Annotated in this window: 23 protein-coding genes; 1 reads left to right on the forward strand and 22 read right to left on the reverse strand. The window is 43.0% G+C overall.

The window, feature by feature from the left end:
• Positions 1-117: 117 nt before the first annotated feature.
• From Q7J41_RS07080 to Q7J41_RS07170, 19 genes are all read right to left on the reverse strand, one after another.
• Positions 118-5,748, reverse strand: coding sequence for a DEAD/DEAH box helicase family protein (locus Q7J41_RS07080; protein ID WP_370650994.1), 5,631 nt, complete (start codon positions 5,746-5,748; stop codon positions 118-120).
• Positions 5,676-6,050, reverse strand: a complete 375-nt coding sequence (locus Q7J41_RS17785; RefSeq protein ID WP_370650995.1) for a TnpV protein — start codon at positions 6,048-6,050, stop codon at positions 5,676-5,678. Before Q7J41_RS17785 ends, Q7J41_RS07080 begins: the two co-directional genes overlap by 73 nt.
• A gap of 876 nt (positions 6,051-6,926) precedes the next feature.
• Positions 6,927-7,523, reverse strand: a complete 597-nt coding sequence (locus Q7J41_RS07085; protein ID WP_304886576.1) for a hypothetical protein — start codon at positions 7,521-7,523, stop codon at positions 6,927-6,929.
• A gap of 122 nt (positions 7,524-7,645) precedes the next feature.
• A complete protein-coding gene (locus tag Q7J41_RS07090; RefSeq protein ID WP_304886578.1) occupies positions 7,646-8,659 on the reverse strand; it encodes an ImmA/IrrE family metallo-endopeptidase in 1,014 nt (337 codons plus the stop codon).
• A complete protein-coding gene (locus Q7J41_RS07095) occupies positions 8,660-8,869 on the reverse strand; it encodes a hypothetical protein (RefSeq protein WP_304886580.1) in 210 nt (69 codons plus the stop codon). It abuts the gene before it with no gap.
• A gap of 74 nt (positions 8,870-8,943) precedes the next feature.
• A complete protein-coding gene (locus tag Q7J41_RS07100) occupies positions 8,944-9,669 on the reverse strand; it encodes a hypothetical protein (protein WP_304886581.1) in 726 nt (241 codons plus the stop codon).
• A 147-nt stretch (positions 9,670-9,816) separates the two neighbouring features.
• Entirely contained in the window at positions 9,817-10,659 is an 843-nt protein-coding gene (locus tag Q7J41_RS07105; protein WP_304886583.1) for a leucine-rich repeat domain-containing protein, read from the reverse strand.
• An 82-nt stretch (positions 10,660-10,741) separates the two neighbouring features.
• Positions 10,742-11,440, reverse strand: a complete 699-nt coding sequence (locus Q7J41_RS07110; protein ID WP_304886585.1) for a DUF6710 family protein — start codon at positions 11,438-11,440, stop codon at positions 10,742-10,744.
• Positions 11,437-11,763 carry a hypothetical protein gene (locus Q7J41_RS07115; RefSeq protein WP_304886586.1) on the reverse strand — a complete coding sequence of 109 codons (327 nt, stop codon included), beginning with the start codon at positions 11,761-11,763 and terminating at the stop codon, positions 11,437-11,439. The genes Q7J41_RS07110 and Q7J41_RS07115 overlap by 4 nt, the downstream gene beginning before the upstream one ends.
• A gap of 107 nt (positions 11,764-11,870) precedes the next feature.
• Positions 11,871-12,326, reverse strand: coding sequence for a hypothetical protein (locus Q7J41_RS07120; protein ID WP_304886588.1), 456 nt, complete (start codon positions 12,324-12,326; stop codon positions 11,871-11,873).
• On the reverse strand, positions 12,326-13,468 hold the full coding sequence (locus tag Q7J41_RS07125) for a hypothetical protein (protein WP_304886590.1): 1,143 nt from the start codon (positions 13,466-13,468) through the stop codon (positions 12,326-12,328). Before Q7J41_RS07125 ends, Q7J41_RS07120 begins: the two co-directional genes overlap by 1 nt.
• Before the next feature lie 13 nt (positions 13,469-13,481).
• Complete coding sequence (locus Q7J41_RS07130) at positions 13,482-14,417, reverse strand: hypothetical protein (protein ID WP_304886592.1); 936 nt, start codon at positions 14,415-14,417, stop codon at positions 13,482-13,484.
• Positions 14,418-14,585: 168 nt separating this feature from the next.
• Positions 14,586-15,275, reverse strand: a complete 690-nt coding sequence (locus Q7J41_RS07135; protein ID WP_304886594.1) for a hypothetical protein — start codon at positions 15,273-15,275, stop codon at positions 14,586-14,588.
• A 15-nt stretch (positions 15,276-15,290) separates the two neighbouring features.
• On the reverse strand, positions 15,291-16,388 hold the full coding sequence (locus tag Q7J41_RS17790; RefSeq protein ID WP_370650996.1) for a CHAP domain-containing protein: 1,098 nt from the start codon (positions 16,386-16,388) through the stop codon (positions 15,291-15,293).
• Between the two features lie 2 nt (positions 16,389-16,390).
• Positions 16,391-18,406 carry a VirB4 family type IV secretion system protein gene (locus tag Q7J41_RS07150; RefSeq protein ID WP_304886596.1) on the reverse strand — a complete coding sequence of 672 codons (2,016 nt, stop codon included), beginning with the start codon at positions 18,404-18,406 and terminating at the stop codon, positions 16,391-16,393.
• Positions 18,399-19,148 (reverse strand): hypothetical protein, encoded by a 750-nt coding sequence (locus tag Q7J41_RS07155; protein WP_304886598.1) that lies wholly within the window; start codon positions 19,146-19,148, stop codon positions 18,399-18,401. Before Q7J41_RS07155 ends, Q7J41_RS07150 begins: the two co-directional genes overlap by 8 nt.
• Before the next feature lie 117 nt (positions 19,149-19,265).
• Positions 19,266-21,008, reverse strand: a complete 1,743-nt coding sequence (locus Q7J41_RS07160) for a hypothetical protein (protein WP_304886600.1) — start codon at positions 21,006-21,008, stop codon at positions 19,266-19,268.
• A 2-nt stretch (positions 21,009-21,010) separates the two neighbouring features.
• Positions 21,011-21,274, reverse strand: a complete 264-nt coding sequence (locus Q7J41_RS07165) for a hypothetical protein (protein WP_304886602.1) — start codon at positions 21,272-21,274, stop codon at positions 21,011-21,013.
• Positions 21,261-21,569 carry a hypothetical protein gene (locus Q7J41_RS07170; protein WP_304886604.1) on the reverse strand — a complete coding sequence of 103 codons (309 nt, stop codon included), beginning with the start codon at positions 21,567-21,569 and terminating at the stop codon, positions 21,261-21,263. The genes Q7J41_RS07165 and Q7J41_RS07170 overlap by 14 nt, the downstream gene beginning before the upstream one ends.
• 178 nt (positions 21,570-21,747) lie before the next feature.
• Between Q7J41_RS07170 and Q7J41_RS07175 the strand changes: the two genes are divergently transcribed.
• Positions 21,748-22,497: a hypothetical protein gene (locus Q7J41_RS07175; RefSeq protein WP_304886606.1), complete on the forward strand. Its 750-nt coding sequence runs from the start codon at positions 21,748-21,750 to the stop codon at positions 22,495-22,497.
• 316 nt (positions 22,498-22,813) lie between these two features.
• Here the strand turns inward: Q7J41_RS07175 and Q7J41_RS07180 are convergent, their stop codons facing one another.
• The 3 genes from Q7J41_RS07180 to Q7J41_RS07190 are packed head-to-tail and all read right to left on the reverse strand — an operon-like array spanning position 22,814 to position 26,341.
• Positions 22,814-23,194, reverse strand: a complete 381-nt coding sequence (locus Q7J41_RS07180) for an ASCH domain-containing protein (protein ID WP_304886607.1) — start codon at positions 23,192-23,194, stop codon at positions 22,814-22,816.
• A gap of 9 nt (positions 23,195-23,203) precedes the next feature.
• On the reverse strand, positions 23,204-24,181 hold the full coding sequence (locus Q7J41_RS07185) for a GBS Bsp-like repeat-containing protein (protein ID WP_304886609.1): 978 nt from the start codon (positions 24,179-24,181) through the stop codon (positions 23,204-23,206).
• A 30-nt stretch (positions 24,182-24,211) separates the two neighbouring features.
• Positions 24,212-26,341, reverse strand: coding sequence for an InlB B-repeat-containing protein (locus tag Q7J41_RS07190; protein ID WP_304886611.1), 2,130 nt, complete (start codon positions 26,339-26,341; stop codon positions 24,212-24,214).
• Positions 26,342-26,414: the final 73 nt, after the last annotated feature.

The following is a 26,414-nucleotide window of genomic DNA, read 5'->3' on the forward strand; positions in this document are numbered from 1 at the left end:
TAGGGTTACTTTTTCATATCAGCTTCCCAACAATGTCATTACTGACAATGCAGGTGATACTAGGCTCAACCAACGGAATGATTGGTTTGGTCATGTAGTAAAATGCCAAACAATTAATTAAGCGACTTCATGTCGCACCCAGCTGTACGAATCAAAAGTTTGCTCGGTTATATAACGAAAAATCTTTACTTCCGGATTTTCATTTCCCTGTCTTAAGATGCGACCCTCCTGCTGCTCAATATCCGCCGGACGCCACGGTACATCCAAATGGTGGAGGGCGATCAGTTTATCCTGGACGTTGGTTCCAGCGCCCATTTTAGGCGTTGATCCAATCAGTACCCGCACGGATCCGCTTCTTACCTTTGAAAAAAGTGCCATTTTCTTCACATCGGTGTCGGCATCGTGGATAAAGGCAATCTCATCTTCCGGGATCCCTTTAGCGATGGCTTTATTTTTAATCTCCTGATAAACATTGAACCGACCATCTTTATTGGGCGTGGATAAATCACAAAATACCAGTTGGGCCGAACGCTGATCCCCACTATCCTGCCAAACCTTGACAATATTTTCGACACTTTTATTTACCTTTGATTCTTCCGGATCGGGCAGCAGTGGATTAATCAGGCGCTGATGCAGCGCCAGCTTGCGTCCGTCATTGGTGATCTTCAGCATGTTATCCTCATAGGGTTCCACCAATTTATTGCGGACCCGCTCGGCCCGGGTGACCAGCTCCATGAGCATATCCTTCTGATGATCGGACGGTTTAATCACCACATCTTCATAGATAGCTTTTGGTACTGGGAGTTTCAGCATATCCGGGGTCTGAATATCAGCCACCTCCTTAAAGACGGCCATCAGCTCCGGCAGATTATAAAACCGGGCTAGACGGGTTTTGGATCGATATCCGGTTCCTTCCGGGGATAATTCGATGGCGGTAATGGCTTCGGCATAGGTCGACGCCCAGGCATCGAAGTGACCTAAATTCATGTCCATCAAGGTATCATACTGGAGATAACGCATCATCGTATATAGTTCGGTAATGCTATTTGAAATCGGTGTGCCGGTGGCAAAGACCACCCCTTTGTTCTGGGTTAGCTGATCCAAATACTGGCATTTATTAAACATATCCGTGGCTTTTTGCGCTTCACTTTGTCCGATCCCGGCCACGTTTCGCATTTTGGTATAGAGAAACAAATTTTTGTAGTTATGGGCTTCATCCACAAACAGCCGGTCAATCCCCAATTCCTCAAAGGTAATGACGCCATCTTTTCGGGAGTCATCATTAAGCCGATTTAAACGTAGTTCCAATGACTTCCGGGTTCTTTCCAGTTGTTTGATGGTGAACTGTTCCTCATTATTGCGTTTAGCATCATCGATGGCCATTAGCACATCGTCAATCTGGCTGTCCAGGGCCTGTTCCTGAAATTCTTTCGATAAGGGGATCTTTTCAAATTGAGAGTGGCCTATAATAATGGCATCATAATCGCCGGTGGCAATCCGGGAACAGAACTTCTTGCGGTTATCCGGTTCAAAATCTTTCTTCCGGGCCACCAGGACATTGGCTCCGGGATAGAGTGCCAGAAACTCAGCTCCCCATTGTCCGATTAAGTGATTAGGAACCACAAACAGGGATTTGTTGGACAAACCCAGGTACTTGCTTTCCATGGCGATAGCGGTCATCTCAAAGGTCTTGCCGGCCCCAACACAGTGGCCAAGCAGGGTATTCCCGCCGTACAGCCCCCGAGCAATGGCATTAAGCTGATAATCCCGCAAACGGATCTCCGGCGAAATACCATGAAGGACGACATGGCTTCCTTTGTATTCCCGGGGCCTGATGCTATTAAACAAGATATTATATTTCCTGGTTAAAACCTCCCGGCGCTCTGGCTCCTGAAAGACCCAGTCCCGGAACGCTTCTTTAATCAGCTCCTGTTTCTGATTGGCCAGAATTGTTTCGTTTTTATTAAGAACCCGCACATCGTTCCCATCAGCATTTTGGGTCGTGTCATAAATTCGAATATCCTTCAGATTTAGGGAATCCTCCAAAATGCGGTAAGCATTGGCCCGTTTGGTGCCATAAGTCACATTTGCCAGGACATTATCATAGGTATCGGCATTCTTGCCCTGAACGTTCCAGACCCCGGTATAAGGGGAATAATGAATCTTGATGGATTCGCTGTTAATCAGATAGGTCGCCGGCTTAAAGGTGTCAACCATGAAGTCCTGGATATAGCGAGGATCAATCCAGGTTGCTCCCAACCGTACTTCGATTTCCGATGCTTCCAGATCCCGGGGCTGGGCAGCTTCCAGCGCATTGATATTTGGCAAAAGAGTCTCGACCTGATCGTTGGTTAGGTTTTCAAACAGCTGACGGACATGTTCCAGTTTCTTGCGGACATTTCCGGACAGGTATTCATCAGCGGTGACAAAGGGAATATCCGGGGCATCGAAAAGGTTTTGGGGGAGCTGATCCGGATCTAGACTGCCAAAATCACGGAAGATCAGTCCTTCTAGATCGTTAATGATAACCTCCCGGGATTTTCCGGTCAAACTGCTCATATAGTCCAGATCAACCTTGGCTTTTTCGTTGATGGATACCAACAGGGCTTCATTGGAGGTATCGACCGCCATAACCACCTCATTGGTGCGAATGGTGCGCTTATAGAAGATATCCGATTTCGCTTTAAAGGTACCATCTTCATTTAAAACTTCCAGAGCGCATAAGAGCCAGTAGGATCCATCCTCATCAAAGGCCCGGCGATTCCCGGTGGCGTTAATCAGGCCATGTTTCTTGGCAAAGGCATCGTATCGGGTATGCAGTTCGTCCTGTTTCTTTTCAATCTCCCAATTACTGCCGTTTTCCAGTTGCAGAGCAATCAGTTCCCGGGTGCAATCCCGTAGGCTAATCAGCCCCATAATCCGGCTCGTCGTGGCTGCGGGTTTATCCATCCGGTTCATCACAGAATTTTCCCGGTAGTAAAGTTCATCATCAACGATGGTATAACTATAATTGGCCACATCCGGATCGGCGGGGATGGAGACCCGGTCATCTTCAATAAGGCTTTCATCTCCAATTTCCACTTGGGGGAATTGATAGTCCAAATTGCCCAGGGCTTTTACCAGTTCATGCTGCAGGTCGTTCCCAAGGATCGGCAGGCAAGCCGATTCATCGCCGTATCGTCCAGATACCATTTGCATATCGCCCAGGATCATTTCCGGATGATCGATAAAATACTGATTCATGGGAATCCCGTTCTCATCATACCCCAGGTGAACCCAGGCTTCATCTGCTGCTAAAACCTTCCGATCCCGCTTTTTCAGAAAGATAATATCAGACGTCACTTCGGTACCGGCATTCTCTTTAAAAGCATTGTTAGGCAGGCGAACGGCGCCGATTAATTCCGCCCGTTCAGCCAGATACTTCCGGACCATGGGAGACTTCTTATCCAACGTTCCCTTGCTGGTGATAAAGGCTAACACACCCCCATCCCGCACCTTATCCAGAGACTTGGCAAAGAAATAATCATGGATCATAAAACTGTGTTTGTCATAAGCTTTATCATAAACCTGATAATCGCCAAAGGGGACATTCCCGATGGCCACATCAAAAAAGTTATTGGAAAACTGGGTTTTTTCAAACCCGCACACGGATATATTCGCTTCCGGATAAAGGGCTTTGGCGATCCGACCGGTAATCTCATCCAGCTCCACGCCATAAAGCTTCGAATCCTTCATGGCATCTGGCATTAAGCCAAAGAAATGGCCCACGCCCATCCCTGGTTCCAGAATATTCCCTTTATAATAACCCATCTGCTCCAGTGCGCCGTACATGGCTTTGATAATAACCGGCGCTGTATAATGGGCATTTAGTGTTGAACCCTTGGCCGAACTGTATTCTTCCTCGGTAAGTAAGCCTTTTAATTCCTTGGCTTCCAGCTGCCAATGGATGTTATCCGGATCAAATGCCTGTGGCAGTCCACCCCAGCCCACATATCGGGATAAAATCTTCTGTTCTTCCGGCGTGGCCATTCGCTTTTCTTTTTCAATCACTTGTAGGGTTTGGATTGCTGACACATTGGCCTTAAACTTATTTCGTGGTGAACCTTCCCCCAGGACATCAGCAGTAATTTTATAGTTTTCTGGTTTAGGAGTATTGCTATCAGTTTTTTTCTGGTCACTGTGATCCCCTTCATCCTGATCCGCTGCGGATACATCGATCAATTCCCGATCTTTAGAATCTTCCGGATCCCGATCAAAGGTTATAAATGACCTGGTTTCTCCAAAGCTTTCGACATAGGGTTCCGGATCCATTTCCTGATATGCTCCCGGCACGACGTATTGACCGGCTTCGATGAGTTCTCTGACTTCCCCGGCAATATCCGTCCAGGATAAAAAACGATCAATCGACGGATCGCTAGTTTTTTCAAAGCGAATCCCATTCTGATCAAGATGCTGCCGGTAGGTATCCGTAAGATTACTGAGCACCGGGACTTCGCTGAATAAATAGGTATTTTTAATCACTTCGCCAAACTCATCATTATTATTGGTTTCGGGCAATAAATCATAAATTACTGGCCGGGTGTAGTCGTCCGGGGTCACGTTTATTAGTAGATCATGAATGTCGGCCAGCGGAATTGCCGGTTTTTCCGGTTTTAATTCAGGGGCTTCTATCCGTTTTGCTTCATCAATCACATAACGTCCCTGGGCCATCAGTTCATCGATGCGCTTTGCCACCTTTGGCCAGGATAAAAGGATGCTCTTTTCTGTTTCATCCCGGCGTAACAAAATCCCTTTGCCACCTGTTGCATATTCATTTTTAAGAAAATTCGCTTTTTCCTGTGGTGAGTGGTTTTCGCTAAAATAGTTGATGATCCGTTGTTTTCCATCGGACATACCACTACCTTTGAATAAAACCGCATCCACTTCGTCCTGGGTGATAAACATCGCCGGTTCCTGGAAGTCAAACCCATCCGCCTGATAGTCCCGGCGCTCCCGCTTTAAATCACTAAGTCGGCTTAATAGTTCATCTAGCTTGTGAAAGTGAAACCGCAAAATGGAACGGTCAACTTTGTATTTTTGGGTAAACCCGTCCAGTCCAGTAATGATTTCATCCAATTTATCCGGATCAGTATAAAGTTCAGCAATTCGTTTCGTGCTATCCGGAAATCCTCCCTGGAAAATCTCATCCTCCATGAAAAATTCCCCGGAGCGATCCTGATGTAAATACCAGAGTTTATTTGCCAGTTCTTTGCGTTCAAAGCTATCGACTTTATCCAGGTGTTCCTGACCAATATAAAGACCACTTTCCAGCAGCTCCCCGAGCCGATTTTCAACCTGTTCCCAGGACAGGGTAGTTTTCATAAAATTGCTCTGAACTGAGCTTCCCTGGGCGACCCGCATACCGTCTTTATCAAACCAGACCGCCACTTCTTTTTCATCGATGTAAAAGCCTTTGCCACCGGTGCGATATTCTGATCTTAGAAAGGCCACGTTGTCTTCGGTCGGCAGCTGTTTCTTATATTGGGCGACAATGCGTAACTGACTGTTTTTGTCATTGCCGGCGCTGCGAAGGATCACATCAATCTCATGTTGGGACATAGAAAAAGCGGAGGGCTTAAGGCTCTCCGCTTTTGGGTTGGGTTCGGGGTTTTGCTCCTGTCCAGGCTTAAACAGGCTTAGTTGTAAATGAGTTCCGAAAGAACGATCTCGTTGGCCAGGTGCTGAAGGTTGCTCATATGTCCAGCCCATTCCATCGGTCTGGTTTTCTTGTCCGGCGCCGGATGATTTTTCATCATCCCCTCCATGATCAGCTCCAGTCGGCGCTGGGCTGCCTGATCCACTTCCTCCAGATGTTCGTTGATCTTGTCGTCGAAGATCAGTTCCATCAACAGATCCGGCTTGAATTCCTTCAGATACTGGTTCCTTAAGTTCCCGTATTTCCCGATTTCCCGACTGGGCGGAGTCAGGGGTTTGATATCCGGGGTCAGAAACTCCCCTTCCTGATGATAGGTCAATTCCATAGGTTTGAATGTTTCCTGGTTCTTGCTCATTTTTTGATTCTCCTTCTATTTGATTTTTCAATTGTTCCATTTCAATGGTTTGCACCAGTTTTCCCATTTCAATGAGAAAGGGTTTGGTGATACTCGTTACATTATTACCCAAAAATATCAGTGATCTAAAGTTTTTGATGTTTTTTATTTGTGCAAAATCTTCCGGATTAAAATAATCCCGGGGATTATAGCCACATCGGGATAAAATCTGATAGATCACACTGTTATCATACAGGGTGGCAAAGCCACTCACATCGAGATTCCTGAGATAAAGTCTGTTTGAATTCTGGATTTCGGACTGAAAGTATTCAAATAGATCTTTATTTCGCTCTTTAATTTCGGTAATGATATATTCTGGCAGACCGTATTTGATTTTGAATTCCGGAAAGTTCTCGGTGGCCCGGTCAATAATAACTGCTTCCTCCACATTTTCCCGGCTCCACAATTTAAAATCCGGGCCGTTAGGATTGCGCTTGTGGGTATCACTCACATCAAAGACATTTTTAAATTCATACTTCAGATGATCATCCATCACCAGAATTCGCTTCGCACCAACGTTGACGGTGCGATTGAGTTTTTTATTCCATGCCGCTATTCCGGTTACAGCGGTTGCATCCGGTCGCTGGAAGACGATCAGCATCTGATTATAAAAGGTATGCTTATAATGCCAGGCCGACCGTTCCAGAAAGGTCATCCAGTTTTCAGGGGTCTGAAAATTTTCTTGCGCTATTTGGGGGAAATCTTGTATTTCTCTTGAGTTCATTCGATTCACCTTTCGTCAATAAGATTTTGTCTTTGTGATTGAAAAGAAAAAAGAGATCCGATTGGATCTCCTTTTGATGTGTTTCCTGTATTTTGTTTCCTCGGGAAACAGCGTTACTGTTCCGGTTCCCAATTATTGCTCTGACTATTTTCTTCTTCTTTAATTATTTCTTTTAATTTTAAATTCTCATTTTTAAGCAACTCGCATTTTTCCTTCAGCATTAATGTAACTTCTCTGCTTCGGCTAAGTTCAATTTCTTTTTCTTTGAGTTTATTCGTTAGCATCACATTTTCTTCAAATAGTTGATTAATATGATTGATTGTTCGGTCTTTCTGATAGCCTTTATCTCCTGAAGACTCGTTTTTCAGGCGTTTTTGATAATTAAGTTCTTCAACTAAAATACTTAAATCGTCAGCATTCCCACCAGATATCTCTGAGATCTTTTTAATGCTTGGATTTATATTTTCAACTAAAACCGATACTGTCTTTTTGCTGTCTTCTTCGATCCGTTGCACTCTTGGTTTCATATCTCCAGTATCTTGTCTGACATCTTCACTTTTTTTAAAATCTTTAAACAACGTAAAAATTCCAGTACATAATGCTCCAAAAACGCCGATTAGAGCAAAAACTATTCCTAACGAACCGGCATCACGATAACTTCCACCAATTACCCAAAAACTGATAACTAATGTCAGCATAATTAATGACATACTTATCATGAAATTTTTTATAAAAATTCACCACCCCTCATTGTTCAAACCATGCTTTAAGGCGTTTGCTCTCGGATAAAGTAATTAAATAGACTAAAATCCTGTTTCCTCGGGAAACAGAATCACATTTCCTGCTCCCATTCTTCTTCATAATCTTCAGACTGTGTTCCTGCATTCAATTGATTCAAATGTTCTTCCATCGCTCCGATATGTTCTTTATAAGTATTGTTTATCTTGACCAGGGATAGATCCAAGCTATGTTTTTTCTGTTCTTCTGCCGGCAGCGCTTCGATCTGTTCCAGAAAACTCTGGTAGTGGGATGCCAGATGATCTTTGGTACCTTCAGTGACTTCCAGGTCAAAGCGACTTAAAAACATAATGGTCAAACCGTCTGCTTCAAATTCATGCTGGTGTTCACTTATTTCGGAACGAAATGCTTCGACTGTATGATCTAAAAAAGCATGGGACATTTCATGCAGAAACGTCCCGAGCTTTTGAGTGTCCTGGAGTTTTTCATTCAGTCTGATTTCATTGGTAGATGGCGTATAAGATCCCCGTAATTTAATCGAGCGTAAGGCCGTTTCCTCAACCGGGAAACCCTGATCTTCGCAATAACTCCGCAACTGCTCATATAAGGTGGCATGATCCTGCGATACTTCCCCAAAACTCACTAACCGGGGGTATTCGGCTACCGGGCAATCGGTTTGGGAAATATCAAAAACTGATCCCAATTTAAACCGCATGACCGATTTTACCTCGATCTCTCCCCGCTTGATCCGCTCTCGTTCACTTTTGGTCGCATTAATTAAAGGAGTGGACGTATTTTCACAGTCCCGATAAAAATAAGACGCTTTAACCGGCACCAGAATCTTCATGCTTTTTTGACCCTTCTGTACCTGATAACCTTTTTCCTTATAAAACTGATAACTACCCACAAAGGATGCCCGATCATTCTGTGAAAAAATAAGCTGCTGATTTCGGGCGCTGTAACGATAAAACTTTGAAGAAAACTCCAAATATTCAGCGATGACCGCCGGATCACGCTTGAACGACTCACCCAGATCAATTATTTTCTGGTTATAAAGATCCATTTCCTTTTTAACTTCTTCTGGACTTCGCTTATCATACTTGGCCATTTACCGATCTCCCATTTCTCTTAAAATACCCATCTGAACCGGTTTTGGCAAAAGTTCCAGTGGTGCTAAATCTTCATCAGCAATCTGTTCGCCGGCAAAAATAAATTCCTCCGGAACTTCGACATAAAACCATTCACCATTCTCATTTTTAACAATAGCTTTACCATTCATATAACCGATCGCTTCATTTTCAATTGCTTGAGCTTGCATTTTTATTCCTTTCTGCCTGTTTCCTCAGGAAACAAGACGTTCGTTTTTAGATTGTGTTTCCTCGGGAAACAGGATTACATTTCCGGCTCCCATTCATCTTCAAGATCCTGATCACTTTGATCTTCTGAGCAGACATGCTCTTGTTCATTCAACTCAATTTCAACAAACATCTTCTTTGATTCCGATTCTGTAATATAACCGGCACAGGCCAGGGCGAATTTTTCGCCCATTACCTCATCACAATCATCAATAGAAATATTGCCATTTTCCAGCAGCTCGTAACTGCACGCCATCAAAGGTTTAAAGTAATCACAACCATAGGGGGTAATGCGACTTTCTTCATTCCAGACAAAAGATGCCGGCATATCCACATCCCCAATAATCAACTCACAGTCAAAGGCTTGATTGCTGTTAAGTAATTCCCCAAAGGTTTTATACTGATTGCCTTGAATATCTCTAATTCGACCACTGTCTAGCAACTCACTAAAAGTCTTATTTGTAATTTCAATTTCCTTGTAATTTTGATCAATCAACCAATCTGAATAAAACCCAACCCCTTCAAAAACAATCGGATCACGCTCTGCATCCATCGGATCCCCGAAGGGATCCTCTATTTCTGATTCCGCAATCCATTCCCGTCTGGCGATGACTTCCTCATTCTGCACAATGGTAATGTCTGAACCATTTTCACACACCATTTCGTCTGCCAGCGTCAACCCCTCCTTCAAGCTGTCCACTTCTACGACGGCTCCATCATACACAATGCATAACGACTGCGTTACATTATCATTCCGCTCCATTTCTTACCTCCTGAAAATTCAAATTTTTTAATCGGATCATTGAATCTTTTCAATAAAAAAAGAGACCTTCTTTTGATCTCCAACCATTTCCTGTTTCCTCGGGAAACACGTTCTTATTTCCTGTTCTTGTTTCCTCGGGAAACAAATTTACATTTCCTGCTCCCATTCATCCTCAAGCAATTGTTCCTGTTGCTGTCTTGAAATACTACTAAACTGCTCATAAACCTGGCTTTCGTCCCACTGCACTCCTTGCCCATCCTGGCGAATATTGGTGGCTTGAATGAAATGCTTGCCGGCAAATAACAGGGCATCATTCCCGTTTACATCCAATACCACCATCTGATCGGAAGTATTGGTTTGAAAAACATCGCCTTTTCTGATTACACTGCATTGCGGATGCTGATCGATTTTTATTCCGTCCTGATAATTTTTCATCTTTTCACTTAAATGGTTGCAGCCATAAAAAATATTATTTCCCATACTGATATTCGCCGGCATTTTCACGTCACGGATGATCGAATTGGCAAAGGCATAATTCCCGATTTGCGTAATTGAATCCGGCAGAATCAGATCGGTTACACTGGTATTATTGTAAAATCCCCAATCCGCTACCGCCGTAACCGGGTAAGAAATTCCCTGGTACTCGACCAGCTCAACCGGTGAAATCGGAATATTAATAGGCCGTTCATCATCGTGGAAGTTTGAACCCTGCAACACTGCCTGGTTATTTTCTTGATCAATGGCAAAACATAAACCTTCTATGATACAAAATGGATTGTTGTAATACTTCTTTATTTCTGCCAATGGCGGAACTATCCGATAATCATCAAAGTAACGGGCAGCTGCCCACATGAGTTTCTGGGTATCGTCATCAATCTCCGCATCGAATGCCCAGATAAATTGATCCCCATTAAATAACAGCAAGTCATTTTCATGCGCTTCTAACGTAACTAAATACTTTGCAAATGATCCGTTTTTTATTTTCTGCATTTTTTCTCCTTTTCGAATATCTTGTTTCCTCGGGAAACAGGATCAGCTTTTCTTAAAATAAAAAGAGACTCTTTCGAATCTCTTACGTTATATCTGCATTTACTTTTTCTTCATATTGATGAATTAATCTTGCAATTTCGTACATGGCAGCAATTCTGAAATCCTTAACCGGCTCTAAAATTTCATTTGTATGACTGTTAATCCAATTATCGCCATCCGATTTCAAGTGAGCAAAAGCTGGAATGATTGAACACTCATTAGCTTTTATCACGCCTTTTTTGTATATAACACCGACAGCAATCGAATGATTACCGCTTAACACAAAACAAACTTTAAGTTCCGGAAAATAAATCGCCTGATGATTTGAATCTCGAATAAATGGTTCTTTAAGCATAAACGTAACCTTTTCCCAGATCCGGTCAGGTTTCCATGGAATGCCAATCACACAATCCTCTGAAAGTACGATCTCTTTAGTCGTTTCTGATTGATATTCTTTGATATTTTCCCAAGTTCCATCAAGCGTTTTATAATCGGGAAAAAACCGTGTGTCTAAATCAATCGCTTCTTCTTTATAAATGACTTCAGCAATCAAAGAATACTTTAAGTCTTCTCTTAGAACCGTTAAAACGTAATTCAATACATCAATTTTTTCATCAATCGTCGCTGCGTAATGAAGGCAGTATTGAAGAAAACTAAAAGTCTCATCAAACTGCGACTTTTTGCTGATTTGAATCCATTCTTCCAGTGTTATTCTTTTTTGTTTGCTTTTACCCCATCTCATAAGTACCTTTCCAGTGTATGCAGAACAATCGCTCTGATCCGTTGTTCACTGATCGGATAACGATAAATTAAACTGCCCAACTCATTGCAGGCCACTTCATAGTTATTTTCAATCAGTGCCTGACGTAAAACCATTAAAAAATGCATGTAAAATAAGCGATTTCCATTAATAGTATACCATTCTTTTGGTTTCACATCTTTGAGTCTTTCATGAAATATGCTTAACGCTTGCTTAGCCGCTTCATTCCTTACAACACCTGATTTTTTGTGGGGAACATGGTATTCGCCAATAAGATCAAACATTTCTTTTGTAACGGTGTCCATTCCTAGCCATTCCTCCTTTTCTCATGCTTTTCTTGTTTCCTCGGGAAACAAATACGCTAAAATGATCGACTCTCTGATTTTCTGTTTCCTCGGGAAACAGATTACCTCTATTCTTCCGGCTCCCAGTCATCGTCAAGCTCATAATCTTCTTCCCGAGTCAGTTCCGCATGAACCCGGTCAAAACCGTCATTTAACAGATTGAAACCCTCATTTTCAAACCGCTCATGGATGTGACAAAGCAGCTCCGTTCCCTCAAAACGATTTTCCACAACCAGCAGGGCCTTAATCATTTCCGCTTCATTGGTCTGTTTCATACTGGCCAAATCCTGTTTGAGATCCTGGAAACCCAGGTTCTCATAATTCTTTGGTATCTGATCAATCGACTGATAATAATTCCCGGAATCCCAGATCAATTTCCCTTCAAACATCTGGATGCCATGGACTTTAATAAACTGGCTCCCGGTAAAAAGCAGGGCATCACTGCCCTGCACATCCAAGACCACCGTCTGATTCGCTCCATCGGTTCGAATGAAGTCCCCTTTTTTAACGGCTGCTGCTGTCATTACTGAACCCCCTGCTCATTTCTTTTCAAAAACTGTTTAAACAGTTCTTTATTGGCCTGCCATCCCATGATATTGGGGGCATACTTGCTAAACTGCGCCGTCGGGAAGAAGGTTTTAAGGGTTGCTTCTTCTTCCGGGGCAATGAAATTTAATAACAGGTTGATTTCCTCCAGTTCGTCTTTCTGATAATGAGCCATGACTTGATTTAAGGCTGCCCGTTCGAAACACTTACCGGCCCCGCACAGAATTTTAGTGTGACCCTGACTAAAGGGTTCAATCACATCCTCATTTAAAACACCCACATCAAAGATGATGTAATCATATGTTTTCATGACCAGGCCATCCTGAAAGAAATAGTCGACGCCCTTTGTCTGATGCCATTCGCCGTCCTCGATTTCTTCTTTTTTCATGCGGTAAGCTTCGATAATCGATTTGAGATGATTGTGGTCATTCGCTTCCATATAGGCCACCATTTTTCCCTGGTTGGCCAGATAGTTGGCCAACTGAATCGCCGTTGTGGTGGTACCGGTACGGCGCTGAGAGCCGGCCACGATAATAAACTGTTCCTCATGTTCCTCATTTACCACTTGTTCTTCCTGTTCTTCCTGTTCTTCCTGTTTCATTGGATCGGCTATGTCTTTCTCTACAAATGGTATTTCAGTCAGCGGTTGGTCTTCGCTGACTGGCTTCCTGATTATTTCTGCAATCGATGGTTGTTCAATGGCCACCGCTTCATGGATCTCATCATTTAGCAGCTGATCCTGATAGGTAATCCCGGTTCGGCTGACTGCTTTTAATATCAGGTCTTCAAATTCCCTGGGCTCGCCGGAAATGATATTGTAAACTTCCCGGTTCAAAAGCTCCTGTTTCAGCTCCGGGGTAATCTCCCTGGCAAAGATTATGAGTCGCTGTAAAAACCACTGTTTAATACCTTCAATGGCTTTAAACAACCCTTCTGGTATGTCCGTCAGACACTCCAGATCCACCGCCAGATAGCGGTAGGATGCAAATTTACTGAGGTCATTTTCAACAAAGGCTGCCAGTTCATAATCCCCGATGAATTTCTTGATCGGCATTCCGTTTTCTTTTTTTAGAAAATCAAAAATACCATTGTTCTGGTTACTGGTTACATATAAAAGCATGATTCGTTTCCTCCTATTTCGTGAATATTAGTACAATTAAGATAATAAAATTGATGATGGAAAATCCACCACCAATGATAATAAAGAGCTGTTTGAAGCCTTCGGCAAACAACAGGGTATTGACCCGCTCCATTAAACCTTCCATTTTTCCCAGGGCTTCATCACTCTTAGTTCCGATTTTATCCAGTGCGTCACTGTATTTGCCGGTGAGTTGATCCAGTTCTTTTTCCCGCTCTCCCACGATATCGGTTTTAGTCTGATTAACCTGCTCAACCAGATTTGTAAAAAGCTCATTCAATTTCTTTTGGGAGACTTCTTTTGATTCGTCAAAATGCTGACTGAACGACTCAAAGGTTTTAACAATGGTATCGCACTGCTGTTTAAAGTCGATGGTGTTCTTTTCGATGATGGCCAGCTGAAGATCATTGCTTTCGACCCCATCCCGGAAGGTTTCCATTTGATCTTTGATCTGATCTGCCATTTTTTTGATGGTTTCTTCTGATCCCTGAACACTGATGTTTGCCTGCATGAACATCCGCTCAATGCTCTCGATCCGTTTAAATTCACTTTCTTCTTTTTCAGCGTCTTCCAGGTTTTTTTCCACCTCACTCAACTTGCCAATGACCTCATTAACCGCATTAAAGAGAATCATATTGGATTCTTCCAGATCCTCGGCTTCCTCATATTTCTCCCCGGACTCCCCAACTAACTCCCGGATATCTTCCATCAGCACTGAAATATGCCGGATGTGTGAATTTTTCTGGGTATAGGACTCTCTGAAATAAATGAACTGCGATGCAAATTCCTCAACGGATTCCTTGAGTATCTCCGCTTCTTCTGGCGTCATCTTTTCATCATCCACGCCATTGAGAGTCTGCATAAATTTGAGAATGTCATCTCTGAAGCTTTTCGCTTCCTTGGTCTTGTTGGTTTCCACTTTTTTCATCATTCTACCTCTTTCTTTGATCTAATTTTTCATCTGAAAGTATAGCCATAAATCAACAATCTTTTGCTTTTTCGTGGCGTCATCCTCCTGTATACTATAAATCGGAAACTATTTCCTGCCCATAAGAAACGCCTGAAGATCTATTTAAATCTGTTTCCCCGGGAAACAAAATCATTCCCCCATTCTTTCATATTCTTGGATATCATCAGATTTAGCTGTATTCGTCAGTTGAATCCGTGTCGCTGTCTGATATTTAACGGTATAGATCGTCTTAATCTCAGCAATGGTTAAAATAACCTGATCCTCATTGACCTCATAACGGCCTTCTTTTTTAGATTCAGCTGAAAGCCAGGTCACTTTCCCTTTATCATCAAAGCGGATGGATTCATCCACTTTGATGTTTTTCCATAGACCCGTTAACACCATCTGATTTGATGAATTGAGGGTGTTTTCCCCAGTTGTTGATGCCTGAAAGCGTAAGACCGTGCCATCTCCTGTTTTTAGCACCAGCGTATCACCCAAATTTATCGAATAGGTGCAAACTATATCTTCTTTATTCAGCGCTGGCACGTCTTCCTGTTTACCATCCGCTATGGCGTACTCAATACTGAGCACAACATGCTCGTTATCAATTGTGCATGTCCCGCCAGAATTAACCGCATTCATTCCAAATCCCATGGTATAGCTCTGGTCATGATTAATGACCAGGTAGGTCTTGGTGTCCGGATCATACCAAGCCCCGTAAACCTTATCTTTCGGTTCCTCAACGGTTTTTTTTAATTCACTGAGTAATCCGCACCCGCTCAGTATTAACGACGCACTTATTAATGCTAAAATAATTAGCCACTTATTTTTCTTCAATGACTTGATCCTCCTTTAATTTCCAGAATAATTGGCTGCCCGATAAAAGCTGTGATCCCCAATTTTTCCCATGAATTCCTGTTGCTGATGCCACCATGATACTTCGGCAGCTGCATAATTAATAAAGTACTCGGTCCCTTCCGGAAAAACCCGCTTACCCTCCAGTGCTTCTTTTCCTGCTTGAAGTGTTTCAGCTGAAGGCGTGATCCCATATATCCGACCGTCACTGACACAAGAATATTGATTGGGAGACGTGATTACCTGTTTAAAACCTTCCCCTTTTCGTTGCGACGAATAGATAATGCACTGCGCCACCCCAACTTTTCCATCAAACGGTTGGTTTTCTGCTTCTGCTTCGATACACCGGTAATACCAGTCGAGATCTTCATCTCCCACCGAAGCTGCCGGATATTTTGGTGTACCATAGCCGGTAATCCGCAAGTCATTGATGGTGAATTCATTCCGACGAATCTTATAATAACCCGGAGTTTCACCGGTATTTCCTTCAATGGTATTGACATAGGTACCATCACAGGATTCGACGATTCCCACATGTGAGTAGCTGCCATTACCGCCCCAGGAAACAAAGATTAAATCACCTGGTTTGGGGAGATAACCACTACTTCTTGACTGATACTGTCCCCGTTCCTGAAACCATTCGACGCCAGTGGGGACATAGGCAAATTTGGGAATCACCCCGGATTCGATATACCCACATTGATCAGCACACCAGGAGACAAACATGGCACACCATTCATCCCGATATGAGAAGCCGTACCAACTCCAGTAGGTTTGACCACCAACATTACTCGCTTTGCCATCTTCCGCTAAAGCGACCTTGACAATATCTGATCCGCCGGCACCGTAGCCTCCGGAATTGTTTGGCATCAATGCTTGATATTCTGTTTTAAATTCCAGAATGACTTCCAGTATATCCGGATTGGTAATTAAGCTGGTCAGCATGGTTATCGGTGTAGATAAAATATAAACCAGGGTCAAGACCAGACCTAAGATCAACCCCAGCAGTCCAGCAATAATACCCAGGACAATATTTCGCAACTTTTTGTCCGATGCAACCGCTGTCGCTACTTTGGCAAGGACTGGAATCGCCATGACTACCGACCACCCCGATCCCCAAAATACTTAAACTTGTAATCCGCCACATCAAAGGACATGCTGATCCGATCCCGACCGATGATAAAGAGTCCCTTTCCTCTGAGCTTGGCGGTTAAGACTTCCTGCTCGGCTTCAGTTAAGAAATAGAGTTTTTTCAAGTCCTGAAGGTTTTGTCCAGATGTCCCCAGCATGATCTTGTAACAAGGCTGATCCAACAGCGCCTGGCCGTATATTTTAATGGCAGGGTTAAGAAAATCATCAACGGCATGGGTTGCAATCAAGATCCCACCTTCGTACTTCCGGTCACGTTTCATGGCATTTCGCAGGAATACCATACTTTGAGGCACCCGATTATCAATCATCAGATAGGCTTCATCACAAACCAGAAGGATCCGCTCATGACGATCTCGACTCATTTCCTGCCATGCCCAGGACAACAGGTTAAAATACTGGGTGGATTTGATGGTATCCGATGAATTGTTCAGATCAAAGGTATCCAAGCACACACACCGGGCAGCGGATTTAATTGAGGTATAGCCCGACCATAAGAAAGAATCCCCCCCAATGGCCAGATCTTTAAAGATAATAGCCAGATCCCGGTAGTCCATATAAGATTTTTCACTGATTCCCCGTTCCTGTTCGGCTTCTTCCCGTTCGATCAGCAAATCGTACAGATCTTTGAAGGTTGGAAAATCGGTATTTTTCATGATCGTCACATCCGTGTCCCAGAAGATATTGAAACGGTTGTAAAGAGTGATGACTGAATCCTTAAGTAGCGCTCGTTGAATATCGGTAAGATCTTTAAAGTACAACGAAAAAAAGACGTCCAGCGTCTTCAAATGTAGGGCCATTGCACCAAATTTACGAGTATCCTTTTCTTTTTGCGTTCCTGCTTCCTTCTCATCATCCTTTTCAATATACATATCTTCTTCCAATGGCAAGATCTGAAGGGGGTTGATCATATTTTTGCCATCCCCTCCGGCGTTGATCCAGTCACCGCCAAGATTTCGGCACAGATCCTGATACTCTCGTTCGGGATCAATGAAGATGATCCGGGTTCCCATGGCGTATTCCATCAAAGCAATGTTCTTGATGATCGTTGATTTCCCTGAACCTTGATCACCGAGAACGACCACGTTAGAATTCGTTCGATCCTTGCCACGCTTCCAAAGATTTAGAATAACTCGACCGCCCGTGGAGTCCTTGCCATATAGAAATCCTTCCTGATCGTTATAACCACAACTGGCAAAGGGAAAGCCCCCTAAAACGGATGAAATGGGCATCACTGTTTTAATAATCTGTTGAACGTTCTTTTCCTGAGTGCAGGCTGGAAAGAGATTTCGGAAAGCTTCCTTTTGCAAATAGGGAAAGGAACGAATCTTCGTTTTTTCCATTAGAAAGGTACTTTGAACCTTTCGACACATCTTATTAAAGACTTCCCGGTCATTGGCCATGGGCATAACGGTTATTCCGACACTGCCAACCACTTCCTGTTCAAACTCAATATTTTTAAGCATTCTAACCGAGTCATCCTCCCGTTTTATTGCGTTCATCTCAGCCAGAGCATCCTTCCCTCTGGCTTCCTGGGCCTTTTCTCGGTGCTGATTAACAGATTTGTTAAGATTATTAATAAAATCGGCATTTTCAATTTTATCAAACTCAATGGAGAAGACTGTACCGGGAATATTGGACAGTTTACCCAACCAGCCATAATCCCGATGAGCCGGATATTGGATCACCCCATATACCCGAGCCAGGTATTCACCAATCCACAACTCATTCGGCTTAATCTCCATGTTGATGGGTGAGATGATATTCATCAGGGATTTGTTTTCAAATATTTCATCTTTTTTTGTCCGACCAAATTTAGACACCCGTTTTGGCTGTTCCGGGTGACTTTCCTCACTTTTTTCAAAAAATGACCGCCGTTCTTTTGAGGGTGTTCTTTCCTTCACTGGTTTTTCCTGTGCCATCCGTTCTTTTCGACTTTCTCGTGATTTCTCGTGCTTACGCATATGCGACCTCCTGTGTTTGATCTTCTACTATGAACTGACTTTCATGACTATTCTTATATAAATCCATAATTGTTGTAATCTGGGTGCCATATTCCATATCTTCTAGATGGCAATAGGCCGGATTATTGATTAAATTGCAAAGTCTGACAATTTCCTGCTGCTTTAAAATCTCACCGGTGATTGTTCCACTTGCCAACCGGCTTTCAATATCGGTAATCCGTTTGAGAAAATCCCGTTCAATGCCGACTTCATAATCTTCCCAAACGACGAAATAAAACTGACGCTGAACGATTTCGCCGGATTCGGCAAAGTGATGCATCTCCAGCATTTCCTTTCCCAGAATGTCCTTAACCACTGGCTCGGTGGTTTGGGTCCAAATCCGGGAGTATTCTTCTACCAAAGGAAAGATATCTACCGGCCTTTCCACGGAAAGAAAGCGCCAGGAGGATTCCGGTGCCATCTGTGTACAAAGCTGCTTACACAGTGAGCGTTTTTCATTTTGAGACAGTAAATCCAGAGAGATGGCATCCACCCGGTAATAGGCACAGATATTATTGTCTTTGGTATAAAGGAAATTTCCTTTAATATCTTTGACATTAATAAAATCGTGCACGCTATTGTGCTCCGGCTCCTTCTTTTTTCCTTTGAATTGAACCGTCTTATTTTTCTTATTCCAGAAATTCATGATAATCAGAGCGATAACGCCCACACAACAAATAATAATAGGGATGATTTTATCCATTTCGACTCCATTTCCTTTTATTTTCTGTTTCCCGAGGAAACAGCTTTAGCTTTTGCGACTTTTGTTTCCTCGGGAAACAAGTTTCAATTTAGTTTTTTGTTTCCTCGGGAAACAGGATTACATTTCCTGTTCCCAAACTTCCTCCTGCCTTTCCTCCAGTTCCCGTTTAAGATCTATTTCTTCTGGCGTAACCGGTTGATAGCTTAAGTACTGATCCAGCTCCTCCACATGATCCTGGTATGTTTTATTCATTGATTTAAAGGTCGCATCCCGTCGCTTTTGCTGATCACTCCGGGATCCTTGAAGGTTTTCCCGATATGCCTGGTATGTTTTTTCCAGCTTTGCTTTTAAATCTTGCGAAGGTTTGAGATTATTCCGGGCCAGAAGCATCAGCGCTACCCCCTGCCTTTCATACTGGCCTTCCAATCCATTACTGTTTGGTTTAATATTCTTGGCGCAGTATTCCAATATCCCCGTAGTCAGCATCGGATTATCGACCATTTCCTGGCTATTTTTTATATCGGGATACTCACTTTCCGGCAAATCAGTTTGAGCAATGTCATAAATCGACCCCATCACAAACCGGGGGCCTTCTTTTCCATCATTAGGAACAAAGACCTGGATCGGATTTTCACCCTCCGAAACCTTTATGCCGTTCTCTAATAAGTCATGAACATTGGCTACCTGGATGGCATTAGCATTTTGAGCAAAGATCAATTGTTGATTCTTGGTGGTGTACTGCTGGAAGCGGGTAGAAAACTGAATGAAATCTGCCAGTTTTTGTGGATCGGAATCAAACCCGTCATGGAGATCTAAAAGCATCAGTCCATATTCATCAACGTGATAGATCCGATCCGTAATCGCTGCATTGGCCATCACCTGATCATCCATCATTACTGCATCATTATCCTTTGTTTTAGCTGCTTCGCTAGTGTTTATTGGATTGGCGTCATTGCTGACGGTTCGGGTTTCTGAGGGTGATTGATTAATCGCATGAATGGCCCGCATCAGATCCGACATGGTGTTTTCCATGATGAGCAGCAGATCTCTGATTTTATCGATTTCTGGCGAGTTGGAGTCCAGCGACAGGGTTTTCGTTTGAATGTTTTCAACGGCTTCGGCAGCTACAGCTTCCCGATCCGGATTATTTTTTTCCGCCCGGTTGATTTCATCAATCTGTTGATTGGCCACATTTTTGATCTGTTCAAACCGACTATTAATGCCGTCGAACTGATTAACCATCCAGGTTGCAAAGCCGATCCGTGCCCGATTGGTCACGTTAGAAAAATAGTTTTCGATGCCCTGACCTACCGCAATGCGTTTGTCATCGATCTGGATCATCTTCTCACCCAGGGAACGAATCACCGTGCGCCGGGGGATCCGACTGTCCTGGGCTGCTTCGGAAAACTGCTCCAGGGTTTTATTAGTACGTTCCACCGCCTGATCCAACGCATTGATCTCTTTGACCAACGTTTTTTCTTCCCGGGTAATGGGGTTGGGATCAATGAGCTGTTCCATATTTTTTAAATCAATTACTGGCTCCCGGGTTTGCTGGATCACTTCCCGACTAACCAGTAGGAACTCTTTAAATGCGCTATCCAGCTTGTCAAGCAGCTCTGAATCAATGGGCTTGTCAGCACTTTCCAACACCGCCTGATTCTCAGATTTGACTGCATTGACGTCACCCTTATTATCATTCATAGCCGGTTTTCCAGCTGCTTGCGGCACCCCGACAGGCTGCTTCTGCATTTTCGCTTTTTCCGATTCCACGATGGCATACAATATTCTGGCGGTCACCTCACCCAGCTGTAAAATCTGATCCATTCCAACACTCATACTTGCATTTTGTCCATTTGCCATTTCTATTCTCCTTTAAAATTATTCATAAAAATAAGCGCATCTTTTTCGTTAGAAAATAAATGCGCTTCCACTTCCATTAAATCCCGAGTAGACCGGACCACTCGTTGATCCGTCTTTTCTTTTTCAATCACCACATAGGGAACACTCTGGTTATCACGATCCAGATAAAACAACCACCGACTTTTATCCCACACTTCCATTTTTAATGTCTCATTCACAAAAGGCAATGCGATAAAACGATGGTATTCTTCATTAGTGCGCCCCATGGTGCAGTACCTTGATTGGATTTCTCTGTTTTTTAATGATCATATCCTGGTATTCTTTTTTCGTAATGATCTCCAGCTGATTATAAAAGAAGCATTTTTTAGAATGCTGCAATTGCACTAAGACAAAGAAATCATAACAGTCCAGGACAATTCCCGGCTTCGATACTTTTTTGTTTTTATCAAATTTATCCCCTTCCAATCCTGTACCTGTTGTTTTGACAGTCTGCCCGATCTCAAAGACCTGGTTGAGCGGGCATAACCGCTCACATCCGTTTTTTGCCGTACTTATATTCATCCTCACCCTCCTGAATTTAAATTTTTAATGATTTCCAATAAATTTAAAAAATCCTGTTTGACATTAGAATAATCTCGAAATAAGTTTCATAATTTATTCTTTTTGTTCATTAATAGAATTTGTAGCTTATCTTATTGTTTGATATAATTAAAAGAAACATCTCTACAGGAGGATTTTAATGTCTTTATTAGAAAACATTCGAAACATCGTGACTTTTTCAATACCGATTATTGCTTTTATTTTTCAGCTTATTGAATTTTTTAAAAGGCAAAATTCCAGTGATTATTCCTCATTGACAAATTATAATGGCCCTATAATTTACACGCAAATCAATAATTTTGTACAAACAGAACCATTTAAAAGGAATACACTCACTAAAATAATTGATTATGCAACATCATTTATTTTCTTAATCTCTGTAATCTTACTTTACATATCAAATTTTGAAGCACCAGTGGTTGATGGAACCTTTAATCTCTCAGTTTTTCTTATGTCCTTCTATTCAACAGTTAGAGATTTAGGCGTAATTTTTAGTATGGTTGCAATTTTTTTGTCAAGCATTTTGCTCATACTTTCCGTGATATTTCGTAATGCATCTAACCCAACATCAAACTTCGGAACTATTTTTTATTACATATCTATGACTTTTAGCTTGGTGGTTGCTTTACAATATTGGAGTATCTATCCTTTCGAGGTATTTTTAACAAGAACACCAGATACTTCTTTATTAGTGAGCTTCTGCTCATTGCTTATCATTTTTTACTTTATCTTTCTATTCATTTTATGCAATCGACTAATTAAACTACTGATTCCTTCACGATATAATGTACTTAAATATATTGATCCTATCTATGCCTTGTTAGAAAATGGGGTATATTTAATTACCCCAATACTTGTTTTTATTGTTTTAGTTTATTTTCAAAACTAAATAGCTATGAATGCCAATTAACAACAAGTAAACAACAACACAAATTGGAAACCCAATGTCGTAATTTTGAGTGAGATAATATATTCCAGTCAAAAATATGAACATTTCGATCAAACAAAAAACAATATTCAACAATACAACTAAAAAATAGGATATGGGTTTTCCTATTTTCTTAATTTTTAATTCTTTGAAGCTTTTCATTAATTAACTCCTTAAAAATAATAAAACTCTAACTAAATATTATTGAGTAAGCTATATTTAACTTGAATCTTACTCATAACAAAAGTTTTAAAAAACAGCAAATCTTCATTCTCTTTCAGATATACCGAAATGACTGTGGTGGTACAAAATGGTTCCATACCAGAAATGGATTGATGGGGGTGTGATAAGCCATTACGTCGAGCAATTCAATCGCATAGGCTTTGTCATGACCCTTAAAATAGGCATCAAAGTCCTTCTTTTTAATCCCTGCTTCGGCTTCTGTTTCCAGCCAGATAGACTCCGGCGTGTCCACCATAATCCGCTTAATGGTAAACTCCCCAATAATCAAGCCCACCGGTTTGGTCACGTACATGACAATGGTATTAACCGGTTTTTTAAAGATCTTTTTCCGGTACTCATAGTGCTTCTTGCCATCAATGATCCCCTGTGCATACTCCGGTCTAATGGGCAGGAGCACCTTTTCTTTGCTTCTCACCGGATCCCCCTACTTTTTATTATTGACCTGCCAATCGTCATATACAGTTCCGTTGATATTGACGCTGTTGGTAGTCGTTGTCCCCAGCATCCCCCCAGGTGTCCAGGCATCGAACACCTCGGAATAAACCGTATATTCGGTATTATCCGGAAACCACAATGGGGTAAAATGCACCCGGGCACTGCTGGCCGAGAAGGGATTTGTTTTTAATTCCAGTACCGAGTTCGACAGATTGCTGTTATTTGTAATCCCCGTGCAGTCAGACAGGCGATTAAACTGATTAAAGCTGTCCTTTGCCGTTACCCCGGTTTTAAAATTAAACTCCGGAAAAACGGTACTGGCATTCTGCGCTCCGGCTAACCATTTATCCGCTTTGGCATCGCCGGTGCCGGCAACCGTTGTGGTTAAATTCAGGACATAGCCATAACCGGATTTAAAACTGGCGCCACTGTTGGCTTCCTGGGTTCCGTTTTTAATCTCCGGGGTCACCGTCAGAATCGCCCGATAGGTGTCTTCATAAAAGTTTGAGCCGTCATAGCTGTGGCGCTTCCATTCATTGGCATCGGATCGGATCACAAGATAGGTGGTATCCACCAATCCCGTCACTCCACCGTTATCCACACCGTAAATTTCAATGTAATACATGCCTTTATCATAGTGTTTGACCCTGGCCACATCTTCAATACTATGATCCTTTTCCAGATCGACCGTATACGTATAAGAACCATCGCCGTTTAGCGTCATGGCTTCGGTCTTCACATCATCCTGACTCCCGGCTGCACTCCAGACCTTACAGGTCAGACTAGCAATGCCGTTTGCAGCATTCAGATGGCCAACCGTGATGGTAAAGGTCTTTTCTGAGTCCTGGATCGCCGTGATCTGATTGGCGATAATGGTATCATGGGCAAAAACCGGGGTTGGCAATATAAACCATCCCAATAAATAAAGCAGGGTAAAAACCCTGCTAAACCGCTTCTTTCTATTCATTTTTTTCCTCCTTGGTGATTGAAAAAGAAATCAATTCGCTTTCCATTTGGCATACAGCTTCGTATCTTCATATACCGGATAAGCATCAAACCGCCAGGGATTGGTACAGCCGAAGTCCTTGTACCAGCCCACAAACGTAAAACCGTTCCGTGTTGGTGGATCGGGAGGTGTTATCAGGGTTTTATAGTTGGTAACAATCGGATCCACGGTGCTGCCACCCATCGCATCAAAACTGATCTGGTACGGATTGATTGACCATTTGGCGTAAAGTGTCACCGGCCCGGTAACCCGATCACCGGCGTGATTCCATGCCTGAGTACATCCGCTGTCCTTAAACCAACCAGAAAATGAGTAGCCGGTGAGTACCGGCGGGGTGATTGCTGGCAAGATGCTGTCATAATTCACCCCGATTGCCGGGATCTCATTTCCGCCTTTGGTATTAAAGGTGACTTTATAGACCACCGGTATCCATTTGGCTTTGAGTGTAATATCCCCCTGTACCTTGTCGATGGTGAAATTCCAGGGGCTTGTGCAGCCGGCATCCCGGAACCATCCCCCAAACGTGTAATTATTTCGTGTCGGCTGAGTTGGCGGGTTGATCGTCGAGTCATATTTGGTCGTGACTGAAGCGCATGCACTGCCTCCCTGGGTATCAAAACTGATCTGATAATCATTGATCGTCCATTTGGCAAAAAGGGTCGTTGCCCCCCGGATCCTGTCACTATTGAAATCAAAGGCATTGATACAACGGGCTTCCTTGTACCATCCGGAAAACGAATAACCGTATCGGGCCGGATTGGTCGGCTTGGTAATCAGAGTATCATACTCGGCGGTAATCGGTGTGATCTGACTCCCACTTTGTGGATCGAAGTTGACCTGATACTTGTTTTTAATCACTGGTTTCTCGCTGATATAGCAATAGGCCGCTGCCGAAGCGCTCTCTCCGCTGTTGGTGCTGTCCCAGGCGGTTGAAAAAATCCGGTTGCTGCCGGATATGGAATAACTGTTGTCGGTCACCGCTCCCCCCGGGGTGTTAAATACCACATACTCCGTGTCGGCGTTGGCTATGGCGGTGGCGGTGATGGTATACCAGTAATAGGTATGGGTGGTGGTTGTCACCTTCCCTTCGACGTCGGTACTGGAGGTTGTCCAGGAATAGGAGTGGGTTTGTACACTATTGGACGTACTCAATACCTGGGGATCAACGGTCCGCTCGGTAAAATCAACCGGCACTGCACTATCCAGAAAGGCGCTTCCTGATTGCACTCCCTGACCGGTAATTTTAATAGTTTCATTGCCGGCAGTCCCCGGATTGTAGGTTTTACTCCAGGTTTTTTCAGCTTTGACATAATCAATGGATTCCGGAGTGTCGACAACAAAGGTGGCACTGTTTGTTTTAAAGATTACCTGATCGGTTTCAAGCGGTGTGACGGCATAAACCTTAACCGCTGTATTGATCAGGTATTTATTCTGATTCGGTAATACGCCGGCACGAATGATCTCCGGGTTTTTAAATTCCTCGGCCTTGACCGATAAGTCTTTTTCTTCGCCGGTGCGGATCCCGGTTGACGTAATCGACTGGGGTTCAAAGGTCATGTGATCCGTTCCCCGGATTGTCGGGGTGTAGGAGAATGACCAAATATATCGATTCGGATCATCGGGATCATTTTTACGATTGATCCGGGTACCGTGAAAATAACAGTCCTCCAGCTGACACTTGCCATCCAGATGGCTTTGCAGCATTTCCAGGTCTTTCGTATCGATGATCCCATCATCATTCACATCAGTTGCTCCACAATGGGGACACCGCTCCCTAGCGGTATAGTCTTTACAACCACCATCGACATGAGCTTTTAGAATATCGTAATCTTCAGAATTAACCTGAAGATCCCCATTCATGTCCATCACCTGATTATTTCCTTTTATCTGCTCATCGCTGTATTCAGTTTGCGGGGTTAGTAGGAACTCACCAGTACCAGAGTTGATCAGAATTTGATCAACGTCCTTATTGGAGCTGATGGTAATGGTAATATTATCTCCCGATGTACCGGCTGTGCCGATAAAAGCCTTGGCTCCTTCAGCATAGACGAATGGTGAAAAAATCGGTGTGCAAAGTAAGATAGCCAACAATGCAAGAAAGACAGTTTGCTTTCTGTTCATGTATTTCTCCTTTCTCAATAAAGAAGTGATCGAGTTTGAACTTTAGTCTCGATCACTTCTTTTGTTAATATTA

This window comes from Acetobacterium sp. (assembly GCF_030652775.1).
Lineage (GTDB): Bacteria > Bacillota > Clostridia > Eubacteriales > Eubacteriaceae > Acetobacterium.

Bases quoted from the DNA above. Each gene is read 5' to 3' on its own strand.
- Q7J41_RS07120 (WP_304886588.1), bottom strand. From the start codon at position 12,326: ATGACAGCAGCAGCCGTTAAAAAAGGGGACTTCATTCGAACCGATGGA.
- Q7J41_RS07105 (WP_304886583.1), bottom strand. From the start codon at position 10,659: ATGCAGAAAATAAAAAACGGATCATTTGCAAAGTATTTAGTTACGTTA.
- Q7J41_RS17790 (WP_370650996.1), bottom strand. From the start codon at position 16,388: ATGGCGATTCCAGTCCTTGCCAAAGTAGCGACAGCGGTTGCATCGGAC.
- Q7J41_RS07155 (WP_304886598.1), bottom strand. From the start codon at position 19,148: ATGGATAAAATCATCCCTATTATTATTTGTTGTGTGGGCGTTATCGCT.
- Q7J41_RS07170 (WP_304886604.1), bottom strand. From the start codon at position 21,569: ATGAATATAAGTACGGCAAAAAACGGATGTGAGCGGTTATGCCCGCTC.
- Q7J41_RS07150 (WP_304886596.1), bottom strand. From the start codon at position 18,406: ATGCGTAAGCACGAGAAATCACGAGAAAGTCGAAAAGAACGGATGGCA.
- Q7J41_RS07095 (WP_304886580.1), bottom strand. From the start codon at position 8,869: ATGCAAGCTCAAGCAATTGAAAATGAAGCGATCGGTTATATGAATGGT.
- Q7J41_RS07090 (WP_304886578.1), bottom strand. From the start codon at position 8,659: ATGGCCAAGTATGATAAGCGAAGTCCAGAAGAAGTTAAAAAGGAAATG.
- Q7J41_RS07165 (WP_304886602.1), bottom strand. From the start codon at position 21,274: ATGGGGCGCACTAATGAAGAATACCATCGTTTTATCGCATTGCCTTTT.
- Q7J41_RS07085 (WP_304886576.1), bottom strand. From the start codon at position 7,523: ATGTCATTAATTATGCTGACATTAGTTATCAGTTTTTGGGTAATTGGT.
- Q7J41_RS07185 (WP_304886609.1), bottom strand. From the start codon at position 24,181: ATGAATAGAAAGAAGCGGTTTAGCAGGGTTTTTACCCTGCTTTATTTA.
- Q7J41_RS07160 (WP_304886600.1), bottom strand. From the start codon at position 21,008: ATGGCAAATGGACAAAATGCAAGTATGAGTGTTGGAATGGATCAGATT.
- Q7J41_RS17785 (WP_370650995.1), bottom strand. From the start codon at position 6,050: ATGAGCAAGAACCAGGAAACATTCAAACCTATGGAATTGACCTATCAT.
- Q7J41_RS07125 (WP_304886590.1), bottom strand. From the start codon at position 13,468: ATGCTTTTATATGTAACCAGTAACCAGAACAATGGTATTTTTGATTTT.
- Q7J41_RS07115 (WP_304886586.1), bottom strand. From the start codon at position 11,763: ATGGACACCGTTACAAAAGAAATGTTTGATCTTATTGGCGAATACCAT.
- Q7J41_RS07130 (WP_304886592.1), bottom strand. From the start codon at position 14,417: ATGATGAAAAAAGTGGAAACCAACAAGACCAAGGAAGCGAAAAGCTTC.
- Q7J41_RS07190 (WP_304886611.1), bottom strand. From the start codon at position 26,341: ATGAACAGAAAGCAAACTGTCTTTCTTGCATTGTTGGCTATCTTACTT.
- Q7J41_RS07110 (WP_304886585.1), bottom strand. From the start codon at position 11,440: ATGAGATGGGGTAAAAGCAAACAAAAAAGAATAACACTGGAAGAATGG.
- Q7J41_RS07100 (WP_304886581.1), bottom strand. From the start codon at position 9,669: ATGGAGCGGAATGATAATGTAACGCAGTCGTTATGCATTGTGTATGAT.
- Q7J41_RS07175 (WP_304886606.1), top strand. From the start codon at position 21,748: ATGTCTTTATTAGAAAACATTCGAAACATCGTGACTTTTTCAATACCG.
- Q7J41_RS07080 (WP_370650994.1), bottom strand. From the start codon at position 5,748: ATGGGCTGGACATATGAGCAACCTTCAGCACCTGGCCAACGAGATCGT.